Below are 17,580 nucleotides of genomic sequence, written 5' to 3' on the forward strand. Positions count from 1 at the left end.
AGCCACTGCGGCGGCACTTGCCGGTCAGTTATTCGCCGACCTTGCCACCTGCTTTTTCGCAATCCGCTTGAGTCATGGCTTTGAAACCCTGGCCTTTGCAGGAGCCTTGGCCTTTGCAAGCATGGTCTTTGGTTTTGCAGTCGTTCTGGCCTTTGCAGGCAGTCACGCCGTAGCAGTGAACGTTGGCATCAGCGGCCATCGCATTGGTGGCGACACCGGCAAACAGAGTGGCAGCGGCCAAAGCGAGAGCGGCACCAGCAGCAGCGGTCTTGATAGTCATTTTTCTTATCCTCGGTAATCGTCAGGGATGTCGGCTGGACGGTTTGTTCAGTCCCGACATAGCACTAGAGAGCGCTACCCCGACGGCGTTACAGAGGCCTAAAAAAAACTTAAATATCGTCTCTGAGCTTGAGCAACGGTTCCTGAAAACGCAGCAAACGCCCGGCGTTGCCCAGCACCAATAGCGTACTGAGGTTATGCAGCAACGCGGCAATCATCGCCCCGGCGCCACCCAGCCAGCCGAATGCAGCGAACACGACGATGGCCAGCGTCCAGCCCAGACCGATGATCACGTTGACCTGCAATGTCCTGCGGCACTGACGGCTTAGTCGCACGCAGGTGCCGAGCCGACGCAGATCACTGCCGATCAGCACGATGTCCGCCGAGGCCAACGCGATATCCGCACCACCCGCCCCCATCGCGACGCCAACCACGCCAGCCTTGAGCGCGAGCGAGTCGTTGATGCCGTCACCCACCACCATGGGCCGGAAGCCGTTGTCGATTTCCTTGAGCACGCGATTGAGCTTGTCCTCGGGCAAGGCTTGGGCTTGAACCTCCTGCAGACCGACATCCCTGGCCAAGGTCTGGGCGACGCTTTGCCGATCACCGGTCAGCAACAACTGCCGGCCCAGGCCCAGCTCTCGTAATTCGCCAAGTGCAAAACGCGCTTCCGGTTTAACCGTGTCGGCCAACAACAACCAAGCGAGAAACTCACCGTTCAGCGCCAGGCCGGCAATCGGCCCGTCATGTTCAGGAACCGGCGTTGTGGCGATAGCCAATTGCGCGAACAACTCCGGCCGCCCGAGTGCCGCCTCGCCCTGCCTGGTCGTGGCGACGACACCAAGCCCCTGCCGCTCGTGAATATCGCTAAGCGACAAGTATTCTTCCTGGGTAACCAGCCCGGCAAGCGCACGACTGACCGGGTGACTGCTCGCCGCGCCAAGACTGGCAGCCAGCGCCATGACAGAGGATGAATCCGCGCGAGCACTGTCGATCGACTGCAAGCGTAAAGTGCCGTAAGTCAGGGTCCCGGTCTTGTCGACCACCAGGGATGTGAGGTCGGCCAGCTCTTCGAGGAACGCCGAACTGCGGATCAGTATCCCGTGGCGAGCCGCCACCGCAACACCGGCAATCGCCGTGGCCGGTGCCGACAACACCAAGGCGCACGGACACGCCGCCACCAGCACCGCGAGCATCGCCTGCGCATCGTGGGTGATAAACCAGGTCACCGCCGCTAGCAGCAACACCAGCACCATGTAGCTGCCGGCATAACGTTCGAGCAACCGGGTGATCGGCGGCTTCGAGCGCTCGGCGTTTTGCATCAGTGCGATGACTTTACCCAGGGTCGACTCATCGCCCGTACGGGTCACTTCGACGCGCAGCAAACCGTCGAGATTGATCGCGCCACCGAACACGGTCATACCGACACCCGCCTCAACCGGTACGGACTCACCGGTAATCGACGCGGTGTCCAGGCTAGCTTGACCGAAAAGCACCCGGCCGTCCGCCGGGATGCGATCACCGGCCCGCACCTCAACCATGTCGCCGGATTTGAGCGTGCCGTTATCCACTTCGATGATCGAACCGTCAGCCTGAATCTTGCGCGCATGGCTGCGGGTCAATTGACCGAGGGCGTGAATTGCTTCCTGCGAACCGATGACACTGCGCTCCTCCAGCACATGACCAAAAATCATGATGATCGGCAGCAGCGCCGCCGTCAGTAGATCGCCCGTCGCCCAGGCCCCCATCATCGCCAGGGCAATCAGTTGATCGGTAATGCCGTGCAGGCTCGGATAACGCAGGCTGTACCACGCCGAGCGCATGACCGGCACGGCCACCAACACAGAAGCAAAACCGAGCAGCAACTGACTGACGCCGGTTTGTTCCGGCACCTGCCAACGCCAGATCAGGCCCAAGCCAAGCAAACCCAGCGCGAGCATCGCCAAGGTCAATTGCCTCGCGGCGCGGCGTTGTTCGGCCGAGGACAACAGGCTCGGTGCAGCAGTGGTCGCACTCATTTACTGGCTCCCTGAATGAGCAGGCGGGAATCGTCTTTCGGATCGACCGTGGTCACCGATCCGGCCTGACCGAGAATCTTCGGCATGCGCTCACGGTAAATCCGCAAGAGCATTTGCGGGTCGGTGCCTTGTTGCTGCGCCTTGGCCAGACTCAGCACTGTGGCGGTGTCGGCGGATGCTTTGGCCAAGCGTTCGCCGGCCTGGGCATGGGCAACCTGCAAGGTGCGATCGGCTTGTTCATTGGCGGTTTGGGTGAGTTTTTCGGCGTCTGTACGCGCATTGGCCACGGCTTTATCGGCTTGTTGGCTGGCGGTCAAAACCGCATTGAAGGCACTGACCGCGGGGCCTGGCAGACTCGATTGCACATCGACCCGCGCCACTTCAATCCCGATACCCTGACCGCTCGCCTTCAACTCGGCCAAGCGTTTGTTGATGCCTTGCACCAGATCACCGCGCAACCGTTCACGGCGTTCAGCGGCCTGACTGTCGGCGCCGATCAGTTCCGGGCGGGCGACCAGAATGGTGTCCAGATCGCGCGCGGCGGTTAGCGCCACGGCACTGCGTGTGACCAGACGATCCAGCGCCGGCAGCACATGATCCCCCTGAATCACGAAGTCATACGGATCGGTCACCTTGTAAAACACTCGCACATCCAGCTGCACCACGCCTGCATCACCGGTCAATAAATAACCAGATCCGGCCAGCGCATCGCTCAAAGGCGTGGCGAAAGAGGCGACCCGGTCGGCCTTCAGCGCCTCATCCGAGCGCAGAAGATTCTCCACTCGACGCTCGATCACCCGATCCGCCGCTGGTAGCAAAACCACCTGCTCGAACGGCTGCGGCCACGCCAATAACAGGCCAGCATTCTGAACGCGATCCAGCGCGCCAAAATGCAAAACCACGGCGCGATTCTGCGGGTCGATTTGCCGCACATTGGAAAATGCCCAAGCCAATGCGGCCAACACCGTCACCGCATACAGGGCAAGAAAGGCCAAACGTCCTGCCTGAATCCATGGGCTGTTCAGCGAATGTGTTCCACGTGGAACTTCTTCACTCATGGCTGCGATCCGGATTTACTGTCGAGATTGGGAGGGCCATCGACGAGCACGCGGAATGGCGCGGCATCGGTGCGCAGGATCAGTTTGGTGTCTGGCGTAACGATGGTGCCGAGGGTGTCGAGTGAACGCAGCAAGTTGTAAAGCTGCGGAGAACCGGCATAGGCGCGGCCGTAGATTTGCGCAGCTTCGACGCGCGATTGTGCTTCGATGTCCGCTGCTTTCACCGTTGCGTCTGCCTGAACAATCCGGGCATCGCGCTCGGCGGCAGAGCGGATCTGCGCCGCTTCACGCTTGCCGATGGCCGTGCGCTCAGTGGCGATGGTTTCACGCTCAGCGCGCATCCGATCAACGGTGGCGGTGAGCGTCACCGACGGCAACGTCAGCCGTTCGATGCCCACCTGCACCACGCGCACACCGTAAGTGGCGAGCAATTGCTGATCGATCTGCTGTCGCAATTGCGCTTCAAATTCAGCAATGCGTACCTGACTCGCGTCGGTGTTCACCAGGCTCGCCAGATCAAAACTGCTGGCCGTGGTCTCGAGTGCCGAGCCGACAAACGTGCGGATCTGCCGGGCGGCTTCGTCCGGCTGGTTCTGCACCGCACGCATGAAGCGTTGCACATTGTCCGGATCACCCTGCACCTGCCAAGCGACGTAAGCCTGAACAATGATGCGCAAACCGTCGCGGGTACCGACATCCTGCAAACCGCTGGAGGTGGTACGAAGGCGCAGATCCACCGGAATCGCCGCTTCGAACGGCGCCGGCCAGCGCCAGCTCAATCCTGGATCAAGCAACACCCGCGATGGGTTTCCGAAGCGCGTGATCACCGTGGCTTCACCGGAGCGAACTTGCACCAGGCTCGCAGCCGCAACGGCGAACGCGACCAACAACACCGCCCAACCCATGCGCCGCCATGGAAAGGGCCCTGCTTCAGCCGGATCACCGTGGTGGTGATGTCCATGGTGATGGTGATGCCCGCCGTGGCCGTGATCGTGGCCGCTGTGGTCATGATGATCGTGAGTGTGCGACTGGCTCAATGGGCAACTCCTGGTTGAGCGGTGGTGCGCGCGGGCGTCGGGTCAGCCGGCAGCGTGAACGTTCGCAAGTCGATGGTCGGCGCATTGCTGCTGCCGCCCAGACGATGGTCAAGAATAAGCAGTTTGGCTTTGCTCAACCCAAGGCTCAGTTGGCTGAGGTATTGCTCCAGCACAAAGGCCTGGCCAGCACTGGCAAAGGCTTTTTGCTCAGCGCTGAATTTCAGATCCGCCGCCTGCGCCGTCGCGTTGATTTCACGCGCATTGGCGCTGGCCTGGTCGCGAGCAAGGCTGGCCTGCAACTGCGCCTGATTGCTCGCCTCTGCCGCAGCGCCACGCTCACGGGAGATCAGCGCCTGCGCACCGATCTGCGCGGCCTGCACACTGTGATAGGCATTGGCGGCACCGGCCGGCGGATGAATGGCCTCGACCACCGTGGCGAGAATCTCCACACCGCTGTCGAGTTTCTGCAGGTCACCTTGCACGGCACGACCGATCTCTTCGGCCAGCCCTGCCCTGTCCTCACCGAGCAAACCGTCGAGGGTTCGCGAGGCGAAGTCGTGCACCAGAATCCGGCTGGCGGTGCTGCGAATCAACGTAGGCACATCGGCGCTGTTGTAGGTGGCGGCGAGCGCTGCCTGATCGCTCAGACCAATGCGATAGATGAAACGCACGTCCATGTTGACGATCTGAAAGCTCTGCTGCTCGCCACGGCGGCTGGCAATGACCTGGGACTTGTCGTTGACATGGCTGGCGTCCCACAAACGGTTGGCCGTCATCGGCGCCGGCCCTTCAGCAGGGTCGAGTTGAGCCGGTGCCGGGTTCTCACCGACACTGGTTGCCAATTCATGTACCACACCGTTTTCAACGCTCAACACGCGCCCCAACGGCCACGGCAAACCCGCGTGCAAACCGGGGCCGAAGACCTGCACCGGTTTACCGAAACGCTCGTAGATGCCCCGGCCTTGCAGTGGAATTTCGTGGAGGCCGGTCAATAACCAGCCCACCGCCACCACCAACGCCAACACTGGCAAAAACGCCCGGCGCATGTAACTGAACGCCCAGATCTGACGCAGATCGATACCGAAACGGTTGTGCAATTCATGCTGCAACGCGAGCAACGGCTGTGGCGGCCAGCGCAGCATGTCGGCGACAAAACTGCGGGCAAGCAGTGTCGGCTCAAGCTGTTCACGACGGGGGCTGAACACCGACAATACGGCGCGCAATAGCAACTCGATCGCTACCATTGCCGGCAAGATACCCACCAAAACTGCCAAACGAATTGGCCACACCGCCTGCTCACTGGCGAACAACAAACACAGCGCGCCGAGTACCAGACTGATGATCGCCACGCGGGTCAGTTGTGCCAGCGATCCTGCTTCAGGCCATTGGGCAGGATTTTCCTGCGCCAGTTGCCGCTCCATCACCAGCAAACCGAACGCCAGCAGCAACGCCAATGCCGCACCGACCGTGGCAGACAATCCAACCGCCGCCGGTGCAAGTGCGAGGTTCCACACCTGCTCGATGCTGAGCATCACCAAGAGCGCCCAGCCGCCCAGCCACAAAGTCGCTGCGCCGATCTGGCCTAGCAGGTGCAAACCGCGCTGACTCAGGCGATCCAACAATCGTTCGTACCAGCCATTGGGCTCAGGCCGCTCCTCATCAGCAAGCGACGTCGGCACCACCGGATTGATCACCCGCTCGCGCCATTGCGTCACCCACCAGGCCGATTGCAGCCCGGCAACCAGCACCAGCAACGCCGCGCTTTGACTCACCAACAGCGGCAGCCACACCGATTGCGGCGCAAACAGCGCGACAAAAAACGCCAGAAGCCAACCCACCCCGGCCACGGCACCGAGACCGATCGCCACCCTGCGCAATCGTCGACCTTGTATGGCCGCCTGCTGAAAGCGTGGCAATCCGGTCACTTGCGTGCCATCAATCTCCAGATCGACTTGCATATCACCCCGAAATCACTGGTTCACTCTTCATATCGTTACGATATAACGAAAAGCGTGAAATATTCGTACACAATCACGTTTATTCAAAAACGCTCAACCTGTCGCTTGCCTGAAGCCTTGACCGAAATACCCGGAAACGCACATATTACGTCCGTAATTTTATTCGAGAACTACCTTTAGCCATCCGCATCCATCAATGAGGAGCAAGCGCATGAGCAACTATGACGTGGTGATTCTGGGCGGCGGTCCCGGCGGTTATAACGCGGCCATCCGCGCTGGGCAATTGGGCCTCAAGGCTGCCTGCGTTGAAGGCCGGGCGACCCTCGGCGGCACCTGCCTGAACGTCGGCTGCATGCCATCCAAAGCCTTGCTGCATGCCTCCGAGCTGTACGACGCGGCGATGGGCGCGGAGTTCGCCAATCTCGGGATCGAGGTCAAACCGACGCTGAACCTCGCACAGATGATGAAACAGAAAAACGAGAGCGTGAGCGGCCTGACCAAAGGCATCGAGTTTCTGTTTCGCAAGAACAAGGTCGACTGGATCAAAGGCTGGGGCCACATCGACGGCCCGGGCAAAGTCACGGTGACAGGCGATCAGGGCAGCACGATCGAGCTGACCGCCAAGGACATCATCATCGCTACCGGCTCCGAGCCCACTCCCCTGCCGGGTGTCGACATCGATAACACACGCATCCTCGATTCCACCGGTGCGTTGTCCCTGAGCGAAGTGCCCAAGCATCTGGTGGTGATTGGCGCCGGCGTGATCGGTCTCGAACTCGGTTCGGTGTGGCGGCGTCTCGGCGCCCAAGTCACCGTGGTCGAATTCCTCGACCGCATCTGCCCCGGTGTCGATGCTGAGGCTGGCAAAACCCTGCAGCGTTCGCTGAGCAAACAAGGCATCGCGTTCAAATTGAGTTCGAAAGTCACCAGCGCCACTTCATCGGCCCACGGTGTTCAACTCAGTGTCGAGCCTGCGGCCGGTGGCACCGCTGAGTTACTGGAAGCCGATTACGTCCTGGTGGCGATTGGTCGCCGGCCCTACACCCAAGGTCTGGGCCTGGAGAACGTCGGTTTGAGCACCGACAAGCGCGGCATGCTGGCCAACAAGCAGCACCGCACCGAGGCGCCCGGCGTGTGGGTGATCGGCGACGTGACCTCTGGCCCGATGCTCGCGCACAAGGCCGAAGACGAGGCGATGGCCTGCGTCGAGCAGATTCACGGCAAGGCCGGCGAGGTCAATTACGATCTGATCCCTAACGTGATCTACACCAAACCGGAACTGGCCAGCGTCGGCAAGACCGAAGAACAGCTCAAGGCTGAAGGCCGCGCCTACAAGGTCGGCAAATTTCCGTTCACCGCCAACAGCCGGGCGAAGATCAATCACGAGACCGACGGTTTTGCCAAAGTCCTCGCCGACGAGCGCACGGATGAAGTGCTTGGCGTGCATCTGGTCGGCCCGAGCGTGAGTGAAATGATTGGCGAGTTTTGTGTGGCGATGGAGTTCAGCGCATCGGCCGAGGACATTGCCCTGACCTGCCACCCGCACCCGACCCGGTCCGAGGCGCTGCGTCAGGCGGCGATGAATGTGCAGGGGATGGCGACGCAGATGTAAGCGCTGGCAGGACCATCGCCTTCGCGAGCAAGCCCGCTCCCACCCTGGGAATGCAAGCCTCTGTGGGGGCGGGCCCTCAGTCATGTAGAACTGCACGATTAAGCAATCTGTGGTTTAAAAAACTGAACCCCTACAGTTTGCTCGCCAAACGAGCCACTCGGTCTAGAGCGCAAGATGCCCCAACGGCAGTGCCCCCGGCGTCTTCACGGTGTGAATCGCGAAGTTGCTGCGAATGTCGCTCACCCCCGGCAACTTCAACAGACACCCCGTGAGAAAGCGGTCATACGCCCGCAGATCCGGCACCACGACCTGCAGCAAAAAATCCGACTCGCCTGACACCAGAAACGCCGAAATCACCTCGGGCAATGCCGTGACCGCCTGGTAAAACGCCTCGGCCTGTTCCTCGTTGTGTCGCTCGACCTTGACCCCGACAAACACCGTCAGCCCCAACCCCACCTCATCGCGATCGAGATTGGCCTGATAGCCGCGAATCACTCCCGCCTCTTCCAGCATCCGCACCCGACGCAAGCACGGCGATGCCGAGAGGCCGATCTCATCCGCCAGTTCGACATTGCTCAGGCGTCCGTCCCTTTGCAGAGCGGCGAGAATCTTGCGATCAAAGGCGTCAAGTTTCATGTTTGGCAGATTCCGATAGTCATGGCGCTGAAAGCCAGCAGGTTATGCCAATTCCAAGCGCATTTGAAGCTGACTACGCAAGCACCTGCCCCACGCTTCGGCCCTAGACTGGCGTCACCGAATCGCCAATCAAAGGGGTGTAGCGTGGCAAGTCTCTGGCTGTTTTTCCTGGCATTGGCGGTGGTCTATTTGTTGCCCGGTCCGGACATGATCCTGTTGCTGCAGACCGGCGCCCGTCAGGGACGTGGCGCGGCACTGGCCACCGCGATAGGCCTGGCGATTGCCCGAAGCTGTCATGTGGCGTTGGCGGCGCTGGGGCTGGCGGCGCTGTTCAAGGCTGCGCCATGGACGTTCGAAGTGGTACGGCTGGCCGGGGCGGCGTATCTGTTGTGGATCGGCATTCAATGCCTGCGCAGCACGCTGGTGCCGAACCTGAATCCCAGCGACATTGCCGAGACTCGCGGGCAATGGCGTGAAGCGATACGACGCGGCCTGCTGACCAATCTGCTCAACCCCAAGGCGTTGCTGTTCTGCTCAGTGTTGTTGCCGCAATTCATCGTCGCCGACGGCGCACCGGTACTGAGCCAATTCGCCCTGCTCGGCGCGATGCTGGTCGGCGCAGGCTTGCTGTTCGACAGCGCCTACGCCCTGACCGGCGCCGCACTGGGCCGCTGGCTGCAACACAGTCCAACGGCTCAACGCGTGCAGCAATGGCTGTTCGGCGGCCTGTTGATCGGCTTCGCCGTGCGCCTGGCGTTTATCCACCAGGCTTAGCCTTTGCGCCCCTTGCGCTGGCGCCGGGTGATCAGCAATAACGCGGCGCCGACACCCAACACAATCGCACCGATCTGCACCGGCCACTTGTACGGCCGCAAGGTGTCGCGCACGGCATCAGTCACCTGGGTGACGTAACGCTTATCGGCGTTCTCGAAGTCCGGGTATGGGCATTGATTGCCGAAATCCACAGCCCACGGCACGTACGGCCCTTCCTTCACATAACGCTGATACAGCGCGCTCAGATCGTCCGGGCTGCTGTTCCAACCGGCGGCGTTGCACAGCACGGCAGCAAACGCCTGACTGGTGTGCGGCAGATTATCGGCGGCTTTGCGGGCCAGTTCGGTGGCGACGAAACGGTAGTGATAACGCTGATCCGGTTGCGCTTCACTGGCTTTCTGACGTTGCAATTCGGCGTCACTTACCAGAGGACCGACTGTAAGTTCGGCCGTCTCCAGGCTGTAGTTGCCACCGAACGTGGCGTAGTCCGGGGCCATCTCGTAACCGAGGATATCCATGCCCCACTCGCGGGCCGTCCACGCCGCGTTGTACAGCGCACTCGCGCGCTGGGTCGGCCACCACGCGGCGTCAGCCTTCATTCGTTGCTCGCCGTAGAGTCGGGCCTTGTTCTGCAGATCGGCACTGTCGAAATACCCGACCGCCTGCGCGTAATGGCCTTCGCGCAGCAAACGTCGACCGAGCAGATCGCGCAGGCGTGCAGCAACCGGCAGCGGCACATAGTTGTCACGTTCCTGCTGGGTCAGCGCCGGCGGGGCCGGTACGTTGTCATCGACATACTGTTTGAGTTCATCGACCGTCAGCACACGCTCAGCGACCGTCGCGGCATCAAACCAATAGAGGTCATTGCTGCGATACAACTGCACAAAGGCTTGCAGGTATTCGCCCCGTTGCAACGCCAGAATCGCACTCTCGCCCTCGACCCGGCATTTGGGCTGCACACTTTCATACGCCCAGTCCGGCGTGCGTCGATAACCCCAGTCTTCGCTCTGCGGAAAGGCCTGCGCCGCTTTGGCGTAGGCCGCGGCGGCAGCGTTTTTATCGCCATCACGTACCGCCAGTTTTGCCCGTAACCACCAGGCCAGTCCGCCATCGCCCGCGTTCTCGAGGAAGGCCTTGGCGCTGGCGTAATCACCCTGTTGATAATTCAGCGCCGCCAGCCGGTCGGCGTTTTCCAGGCTGCCACGCGTGCTGTTCTGCAGCAGTTTGATGAGTTTTTTCTCGTTCGGTGGTTGCTCATCAAATGACCAGCCGACGCGACTGATCAACGACGCCGTGACCAGTTGTTGCACCGCTTTGCGTTGCAGCAGCTTCGCCAACTCTGCTTCGGGCAACTCGGCCAGTTCATTCATCACCTGTTTCAGCGAGGTGTAACCCACGGCGGAACCGTGCAGGTTTTGCGCTTCATACAGTTCGATGGCGCCACTCCAATCGCCAGCGGTGCGCAACACCCGCGCCTCTTCACCAAGGCTGGCAACGCCCAGTTCCAGCGGGTCACTGAAGCCGTCGATGCTCATCTGCCGGGTTTGACGGAACGCTTGGCGCGATTGCTCAAGCGCCTGATCTGCGTCGTCCACCTCGCGGCTCATGGCAAACCAGGTGCGCCCCAAGGAGTACGCGGCCCACGTGCTGCGCAAGGGACGTTGATCGGCCGGCAGCGCCAGCAACTTGCCAAAATAGTCGACCGCCCGTTGATGATCGCCCGTGGCAAATGCCACCGCGCCCGCCACGTACAAACGCACTTCCGCCGGCAGGCTGGCGCCCTGCACCTCAACCTGACGCGCATCGGTCAGACCACGCAGTTGCTTGACCAGCGTTTGCTGTTCGGCGCTCAAACCGACCTGTTCGGCTTTATCGCGTGCCTCATTCGGCTCGCTCGCTTCACCGTACAGATCATTGGGATTGTGTGTGGCGGCAGTGACGTTTTTCAGCCCGGCGATGGTTTTGCCGAGGCGGCTGACCTCAAAGTTGAAGTTGCCTTCAGGCAGATCCGCCAGCGTCTGCCCACGATTGTCGAGCAGGCGCATGGGGAAGTCCGGGCCGCAGGCCAGCGCCGAACCCAGCGGCAGGCTGAGGCTCAGGCAGAGCAGATGGCGGGGCCAGTTACGGGTCAACATGCGAACCTCCTTGATCAATAATTGCGCAACGCGCCCAACCGATGGCGCGCTGCCCGTCCGCTGGCAAGCGGCCGGCGCGCAAGCGGGTGAAGGTAAGCAGATCACGACTTTGTTGCAACGAGTATCCGGCGAGCGCATCGGCGCCTTCGCAGTCCCGGGCTTTAAGGGTGATGCGGGCGGGCCAGGCGCTGTCGAGGTTGCCGACATTGGCGAGGCTGATGTCGTAGAGGCCATTCTGTTCGCTGAGGCTCAGGCTGAGTTGGCTGTGCAGCGCATCACCCCGGGCAACGGCGCGCAGCGTGGTCAAGCTCCAGGCGCGGCGGTCGTTGGCCAACGGCAAGCGAAACCAGATCAGCCCAGCCAGATGCGCAGGTGGGGCCTCACGCAATTGCTTGGCGAGTCGGCTCAATGACACGGGATCGGCAAGCAATTCGCGGCGCTGGCCGCCGCGCTCAAGCGGCACTTCGCTTTCCACCACTGGCGCGCCACCGGAATCCGGCAACAGCGCCACCCCATAGGCCGGCAGCGCCAGATAGAACGGTTTTTCAGAGACGTTGCCCCAGGCTTGGGCCCAACGCTGCGCCTGCTCAGCGTCGAACAGACCGCGGCGCGGGTCACTGACGGCATGCACTTGCAATACGCTGCTGTCGACCGAGGCCAGCAATGTCGGCAGTTGTGCACTGTCGAGCCACGCCGGCAGCGCGGTCATGCTCAGGGGTAAAGACGCCGGCAGTGCCGAACGCAGATGACTGAGAAATTGCGCGTAGGCTGGCAGCCGCGCATTCCCGGCATCGTGGTCGATCTCCACGCCACTGAGGGTCAGGCCCAACGCCTGCCAATCATTGACCAGTTGAAGGATCTGCGCCGTAACCTGCTGTTGATCCAGCCCCTTGAGTTGGCCGTCGAGACGAATCACCGCGATCAACGCGCGCCCATCGCTCTTCAGCAACGCAGGATCAATACGTGCCCGGCTCCATCCGGCGTTCGGGAACGCTTGCAGCGCCAACACCCGCAGGGTGGAAAAATCACCTCGGCTCTCGCGCAACGCCGCCTCATGGGCCGGCGTCCACTGGCGTTGCCAGACGTAGAGTTGTTGATCGAGCGGCGGCGTGTCCCGCTGTTCGCAAGCGGACAGCAAGATCAGTGCAACCAGAACCACAATAAACCGCATACCTTGCTCAATCCCTGACAACTCAAGGCTGCAAGGTTACACAAAACCCTGCGTCAAAAGGTTCAAGGCTTGCGGGCAATGATCACCTGACTTTTGGCCACCACCGCATCCAGTGCCTGCTTGATTTGTGCCCCTCGTGGCGAGTCCAGCACCGCTTGCCAGGTGTCGGCCCAGTGGTTGAGCAACGGATGATCCGGGTTACCGAAGTCGACTTTGGCCTCCCAGAACAACAACATCCACATCGACCAGTAAAAGCCGTACTGGCTGTGGCTGATGACTTCCAGCCCCGCCTCGCTGACCATCGCCTTGAATTGCGCTTCGCTGATGATGCGGATGTGATTGGGCTTCTGGAAATACTCTGCGGCGGCGATGTCTTTTTGCAGGTCTTCGGAGCTTGGGTGCGGCACGCTCAACAGGTACAGCGCGCCCGGCTTGCCGACGCGCACCAGCTCCGCAAGAAACTGCGCAGGGTCGTCGACGTGCTCGATGACTTCAGTCGACACCACGCGGGTTGCCGTGGCGTCGGCAATCGGTAGCGGGTTGCAGTCAGTGACGTGGCATTCGATGTCGCGTGCCGGGGTGTCGCTCAGGCGCTGACGGGTGGCCTCGACCTTGGCGCCGTCAATGTCGGCGATGATGATCTTCGCCCCGCGCATGCCACAGAAATGCACGTTGCCGCCGTCACCACAACCGACGTCCAACAGCGTGTCATCGGCCGTCACCGCAAAGCCCTTGAACAGCTCGCCGGTTTCCTGATTGAACCAGCCGCTGAGCATTGCATCGTGCAGGCCGAGCATGTACGGGTCGGTCTTCTCGGCGGCCGCAACAGGGGCCGGTGCAGGCGTCGACGCCGTCAGTTTCTTGAAAAGGCTCAGCATGAGGTGGCTCCAGTGGATGAGACGGCGGTTCGCGAGGTACCGAGGCGTTTGACGAACGCTGCGCCACGGTTGCGCATGGGCATTTCAATGAAACGGTAATTGAGTTCACTGAGCAGCGCGATCAGGCCGAACGCCAGCAACAGCGTGATGACCGGGTGTCCCGCGGGACTCGGCAGGCCAGCGCTCTGCAAACGGAAGATCAGCTCACGCACCAGTTGATAGGCCGGAATATGGATCAGATAGATCCCGTAGGAACGGCTGCCGACCCATGCCAGAGAGCGCTGCACGCCCCCGACAGGCATCAGGTAATCACGGTTGTACGAGGCGATCCACACCAGCAGCGCGCCGAGCACAGCGATCGAACCGATGCGGTAATTGGCAAACGTGAAGCGATCGGTGGCCATGAAGCTCAGCAACAAACTGATTACCAGCAGCGCGCAAATTCCCGCCCAGGGCTTGCGCAGAAATGTCGGTTCCCAGCGCTGATAACTCGGCTGTGCGCTCCACATCGCCAACAAGACGCCCAAGGCCAGGGCGTCGGTACGCACCACCATCAGCAGCGGGGTGCGCAGCGTGAAAAGCTGCACGGCGACCAGCGCCAGCAATGCCCACACCAGATGTTTACGACAGAGCACAATCAGCAGCGGGAACAGCAAGTAGAACTGCTCCTCCAGCGACAGGCTCCAGTAGACGAAACTGCTGCCGTATTCGTAATGAAAGAAGCTGTCGGCAAAGCGCAGGTTGGCGTATTGCAGCACCCCAGCCAGCGTCGCTTGCAGGTTGGCGTACAGCGTACCGAACGCCCCCGAGCGATTGAGAAAAACGCACGCCAGCAGCATCAGTGCCAGCCACAGCCAGGCTGAAGGCAATAAGCGAAAGGCACGGCGCAGCCAGAAATTCCGTGTCTGTACCCAGTATTCCTGACGGGTCGTGCAGACCCGCAGCGCCGGAATCAGGCTACGGGCTATGACGAATCCGGAGATGGCAAAAAAGAGATCGACGCCCCACCACGGTTGCGCCCAGCCATGGATTTTTTCCAGCAACGGCACCGGATCAGTGAACAGGCTGCCCTGTAAGTGATGAAACAGCACCCCGAGCACGGCGATGGCGCGCAGGACCTCAATGTCCATGATCCGTTTGCTGTTCATGATTCAGGAGCTTGCGCGACGCCAGCGCAGCGCTCGAACAACTGCGCAAGAAAGACCTGCAAACGCTGCTCGGCCACCGCCTGACTGCAAAACCCTTGCAGGCTGCTGACGGCTTGCGCCGACATCTGTGCATAGCGTGCCGGATCGTTTTTCGCCACGTCATAACTGGCTTTATAGGCTTGGCACAGTGACGCCCAGTTAGTCACGTAACGCAGCGTGCGGAACGCCTTGCGCGGATCGTGAGGCCAGGCCGTGAGTTCGTCGGTGGATTCGATCAGGAACGCATTATCGGCACTCAGGTAATCGATCATCGCCGTGGTACGCGGGGCCACCGCCGGTTTGCCACACGACATGAACTCCATCAGCGGCAGGCACTGGCCTTCGCCGTAGGAGGTATTCACGACATAGCGGGTCGCCTGCACCAGTCGCTCGTAGTCGGGATCGGCAAGGTAACCGTAGATCAGCACGATGCGGCAGCGATAAGACTGATTTTTGTACAGGTGATGGAGGATGTCGCTGAGTGCTTCTTTGGCATCGTGGTGGGTGAGTTTGAGCACCAGGGTGGCGTCGTCGACGTCGCGAAAACTCACGCAGAAAGCGCTGAGCATGTCTTCCCAGTTCTTGCGGCCATCGCCTGGATTGAACACCGAGGTATACACCACACCGTCGAGCACCAGCTCCTGCTCGGTAACCGGCGCGGCAAAATCAATGCCTTTGCCGCGGCGCAAAGGTTTGGGCCCGAACGCATTCAGATCAAGTACGCGGCTGTCGACCACCAGACCTTTGATCTTCAAGCGAAACGATTGACCCTCAGGATGCCGCTGCAACGGCGCACCCCGCGCCGCGAAACGATCCCAGACTGGCGCCGGCACCGCGACGATAGGGTAAGCCGCGCCCATCGCTTCGCGCACCGCGTTGACCGTATAACTGGAGTGAGTGATCGCCGCCCCGCAGGCGTGCAGCACGGTACGCCAGTCGTTGCGCGGTTCATCGGCAAACGCTTCGTTGGGGATGGTGCTGAACTCCCAGGCAAACACCGGCAGGGTCGGACAGGCCAGTTGCACCGGCGTGCGGTGGGGCGGGGAAAACGAAAGGAACACGCAAGGTTCGCCACGGCCCAGGCACTCGCGATAGAGCGCGTCGACTTCACGCGGCGGATCGGCAACCTCCACCACCCGTCCAAGCCGTTCAAGCACCGGACGGTATTCCTTGAGCACGAAGTAATAGCTGTACTCCGAACGCCCGAGATTTTGCGCGATGGTGTGCTGGTTGGTTTCCGAATGAATGATGATCAGCATGAGGCGTTATCCGTCACTGTCGCAGCATCGGCGACTGGCGCTACCGGCCCGAAAAAATCCGCCATGCGTTTTTGCACCGGGGCGAAGGCACAGTAATCGTGCATGCGTTGCACTGCAGCAGCAGACATGCGCTGATAATCCTGCGGCTGTGTCCTGGCCATCCGGTAGCTCTGTTCGTAAGCGTTTTTCAGCGATCCCCAATCAGGGCGGTAACGCAGAGTGCGGTAAATGATGCGCGTGTCCTGTGGCCAGATGGTCAGCTCTTCGCTGGACTTGACCACAAACGCTACCGCGTCATCGATGTAGTCTTCCATGGCCGTATGATCCGGTGCGATCACCGGTTTGCCGCTGGACATGAACTCCATCAATGGCAGGCACAAACCTTCGCAGCGTGAGGCGTTGACGTAAAAACTGGCAGCCTTGTAGAGCCCGGCGTACTGCGCATCGTCCAGATAGCCGTGCATCACTACCACCCGGCAGGCGAACGGCGTGAGCTGGGCGAGCAACGTCATCAACTCGTTGTAGTAGGACGCCAGATCGTTCTGGGTGATCTTCAACACCAGTGTCGCGTCGCTCGTTTGGCGAAAGGCCCAGCAGAACGCGGTGACCAGATGATGCCAGTTCTTGCGACCATCCTTGGGGTTGAACACGCTGACGTAGACCACACCGTCGACATGGGTCTGGACCACTGATGTGGTGTCCGGCAAATCCACCGGCAGCGGTTCATCCACGGGCACCGCTTGCGGGCCGCAGACCACCGCAAAGCGCTGTTCGAGCCAGCCGTGAAGGTTGTCCGAGACCAGGTCGCGAATGCCTTCCCAATACCAGTTGTGCAGAAACTTCACCCGAGGCACCGGCTCTGCTTGCTCGCGCCCCTGGTCTAGCGCCCACAGCCGCAGGTAATGCCGGGCGATGACCAAGCGCCGCTTGAAGGTCAGCGGTGGCGGGCGGGCGGCTTCAAGCGCGGCTTGCTCCTCAGGCGTCAGTGGTTTGGGGATCAACGCATCGGCAGACAGTTCGAGTGTGCGCGTATCGAAAATGCAGCCCTTGATCGCCAGCGTTGCACCCGGATTGACTGGCACAGGGACATGCTGCTGACGAACCTGCGCGTACTGCTCCCACAGCGGTGTCGGCAACACCAACACCGGAAAGTTTTCGCCCATGGCCCGGCGAATGGCCCGGGCAGTATGGCTCGACAGGGTGATGACCCGCCCCTGACGAGCGAGCATCTGCGTCCAGTCCTGTCGCGGATCGTTGTCCCACGACTCATCGGGGATCGAATCGAACTCCCACGCGACCACGCAAATCGTCGGGCATTGCAGATCGACCGGGGTTTTCTGTGGCGGGGTGAATGACAGGAAAACGCTGTCTTCGCCGGCGGCGAGCCGTTGCCGATAAAGCGCATCGACGTCGGCAGTGGACGACACCACATGCACGCGCCCAAGGCTTTCCAGCACCGGGCGATAAGCCTTGAGCACGAAGTAGTAGCTGTATTCAGGACGCCCGAGGCTCTGGCTGATGGAGCTGTCGTTGACGTCCGAGTAGAGAATGAAATTCATGGCATCCCACGATGAAACT

14 protein-coding genes are annotated in these 17,580 nt (G+C 61.1%); 2 read left to right on the top strand and 12 right to left on the bottom strand.

Annotated elements, in window-relative coordinates:
- Nucleotides 1-28: 28 nt before the first annotated feature.
- From ACIOWA_RS11880 to hflK (ACIOWA_RS11900), 5 genes are all read right to left on the bottom strand, one after another.
- The gene (locus tag ACIOWA_RS11880) at nt 29-280 is read right to left on the bottom strand and encodes a hypothetical protein (protein ID WP_221731848.1); all 252 of its coding nucleotides are present in this window, start codon (nt 278-280) and stop codon (nt 29-31) included.
- Nucleotides 281-389: 109 nt separating this feature from the next.
- A complete protein-coding gene (locus tag ACIOWA_RS11885; RefSeq protein ID WP_401159933.1) occupies nt 390-2,297 on the bottom strand; it encodes a heavy metal translocating P-type ATPase in 1,908 nt (635 codons plus the stop codon).
- Complete coding sequence (gene hflK / locus ACIOWA_RS11890; protein WP_401159935.1) at nt 2,294-3,355, bottom strand: protease modulator HflK; 1,062 nt, start codon at nt 3,353-3,355, stop codon at nt 2,294-2,296. Before hflK (ACIOWA_RS11890) ends, ACIOWA_RS11885 begins: the two co-directional genes overlap by 4 nt.
- Nucleotides 3,352-4,392: a protease modulator HflC gene (gene hflC / locus ACIOWA_RS11895; protein ID WP_401159937.1), complete on the bottom strand. Its 1,041-nt coding sequence runs from the start codon at nt 4,390-4,392 to the stop codon at nt 3,352-3,354. Before hflC ends, hflK (ACIOWA_RS11890) begins: the two co-directional genes overlap by 4 nt.
- A complete protein-coding gene (gene hflK / locus ACIOWA_RS11900; RefSeq protein WP_401159939.1) occupies nt 4,389-6,350 on the bottom strand; it encodes a protease modulator HflK in 1,962 nt (653 codons plus the stop codon). The genes hflC and hflK (ACIOWA_RS11900) overlap by 4 nt, the downstream gene beginning before the upstream one ends.
- A gap of 211 nt (nt 6,351-6,561) precedes the next feature.
- On the opposite strand from hflK (ACIOWA_RS11900), the gene lpdA reads away from it, so the two are divergent.
- Nucleotides 6,562-7,962 (top strand): dihydrolipoyl dehydrogenase, encoded by a 1,401-nt coding sequence (gene lpdA, locus ACIOWA_RS11905; RefSeq protein WP_401159941.1) that lies wholly within the window; start codon nt 6,562-6,564, stop codon nt 7,960-7,962.
- Nucleotides 7,963-8,124: 162 nt separating this feature from the next.
- Here lpdA and ACIOWA_RS11910 read toward each other — a convergent pair whose 3' ends face one another.
- Nucleotides 8,125-8,598 carry an Lrp/AsnC family transcriptional regulator gene (locus ACIOWA_RS11910; RefSeq protein WP_221731842.1) on the bottom strand — a complete coding sequence of 158 codons (474 nt, stop codon included), beginning with the start codon at nt 8,596-8,598 and terminating at the stop codon, nt 8,125-8,127.
- 144 nt (nt 8,599-8,742) lie between these two features.
- On the opposite strand from ACIOWA_RS11910, the gene ACIOWA_RS11915 reads away from it, so the two are divergent.
- Nucleotides 8,743-9,372: a LysE family translocator gene (locus ACIOWA_RS11915; RefSeq protein WP_401159943.1), complete on the top strand. Its 630-nt coding sequence runs from the start codon at nt 8,743-8,745 to the stop codon at nt 9,370-9,372.
- Here the strand turns inward: ACIOWA_RS11915 and ACIOWA_RS11920 are convergent.
- From ACIOWA_RS11920 to ACIOWA_RS11945, 6 genes are all read right to left on the bottom strand, one after another.
- Nucleotides 9,369-11,507, bottom strand: a complete 2,139-nt coding sequence (locus tag ACIOWA_RS11920; protein ID WP_401159944.1) for a hypothetical protein — start codon at nt 11,505-11,507, stop codon at nt 9,369-9,371. The two genes, ACIOWA_RS11915 and ACIOWA_RS11920, sit on opposite strands and share 4 nt — an antisense overlap.
- A complete protein-coding gene (locus tag ACIOWA_RS11925) occupies nt 11,494-12,678 on the bottom strand; it encodes a DUF3142 domain-containing protein (RefSeq protein WP_401159946.1) in 1,185 nt (394 codons plus the stop codon). Before ACIOWA_RS11925 ends, ACIOWA_RS11920 begins: the two co-directional genes overlap by 14 nt.
- Before the next feature lie 62 nt (nt 12,679-12,740).
- Nucleotides 12,741-13,556 carry a class I SAM-dependent methyltransferase gene (locus ACIOWA_RS11930; RefSeq protein ID WP_339431452.1) on the bottom strand — a complete coding sequence of 272 codons (816 nt, stop codon included), beginning with the start codon at nt 13,554-13,556 and terminating at the stop codon, nt 12,741-12,743.
- Nucleotides 13,550-14,704, bottom strand: coding sequence for an acyltransferase family protein (locus ACIOWA_RS11935; protein ID WP_401159948.1), 1,155 nt, complete (start codon nt 14,702-14,704; stop codon nt 13,550-13,552). Before ACIOWA_RS11935 ends, ACIOWA_RS11930 begins: the two co-directional genes overlap by 7 nt.
- A complete protein-coding gene (locus tag ACIOWA_RS11940; protein ID WP_339465127.1) occupies nt 14,701-16,002 on the bottom strand; it encodes a glycosyltransferase in 1,302 nt (433 codons plus the stop codon). Before ACIOWA_RS11940 ends, ACIOWA_RS11935 begins: the two co-directional genes overlap by 4 nt.
- A complete protein-coding gene (locus ACIOWA_RS11945) occupies nt 15,996-17,561 on the bottom strand; it encodes a glycosyltransferase (protein WP_401159950.1) in 1,566 nt (521 codons plus the stop codon). The genes ACIOWA_RS11940 and ACIOWA_RS11945 overlap by 7 nt, the downstream gene beginning before the upstream one ends.
- Nucleotides 17,562-17,580 lie beyond the last annotated feature (19 nt).

Origin of the sequence: Pseudomonas sp. NPDC087614 (genome assembly GCF_044743485.1) — a bacterium.
In the GTDB taxonomy this organism is placed as follows: Bacteria; Pseudomonadota; Gammaproteobacteria; order Pseudomonadales; family Pseudomonadaceae; genus Aquipseudomonas; species Aquipseudomonas baetica_A.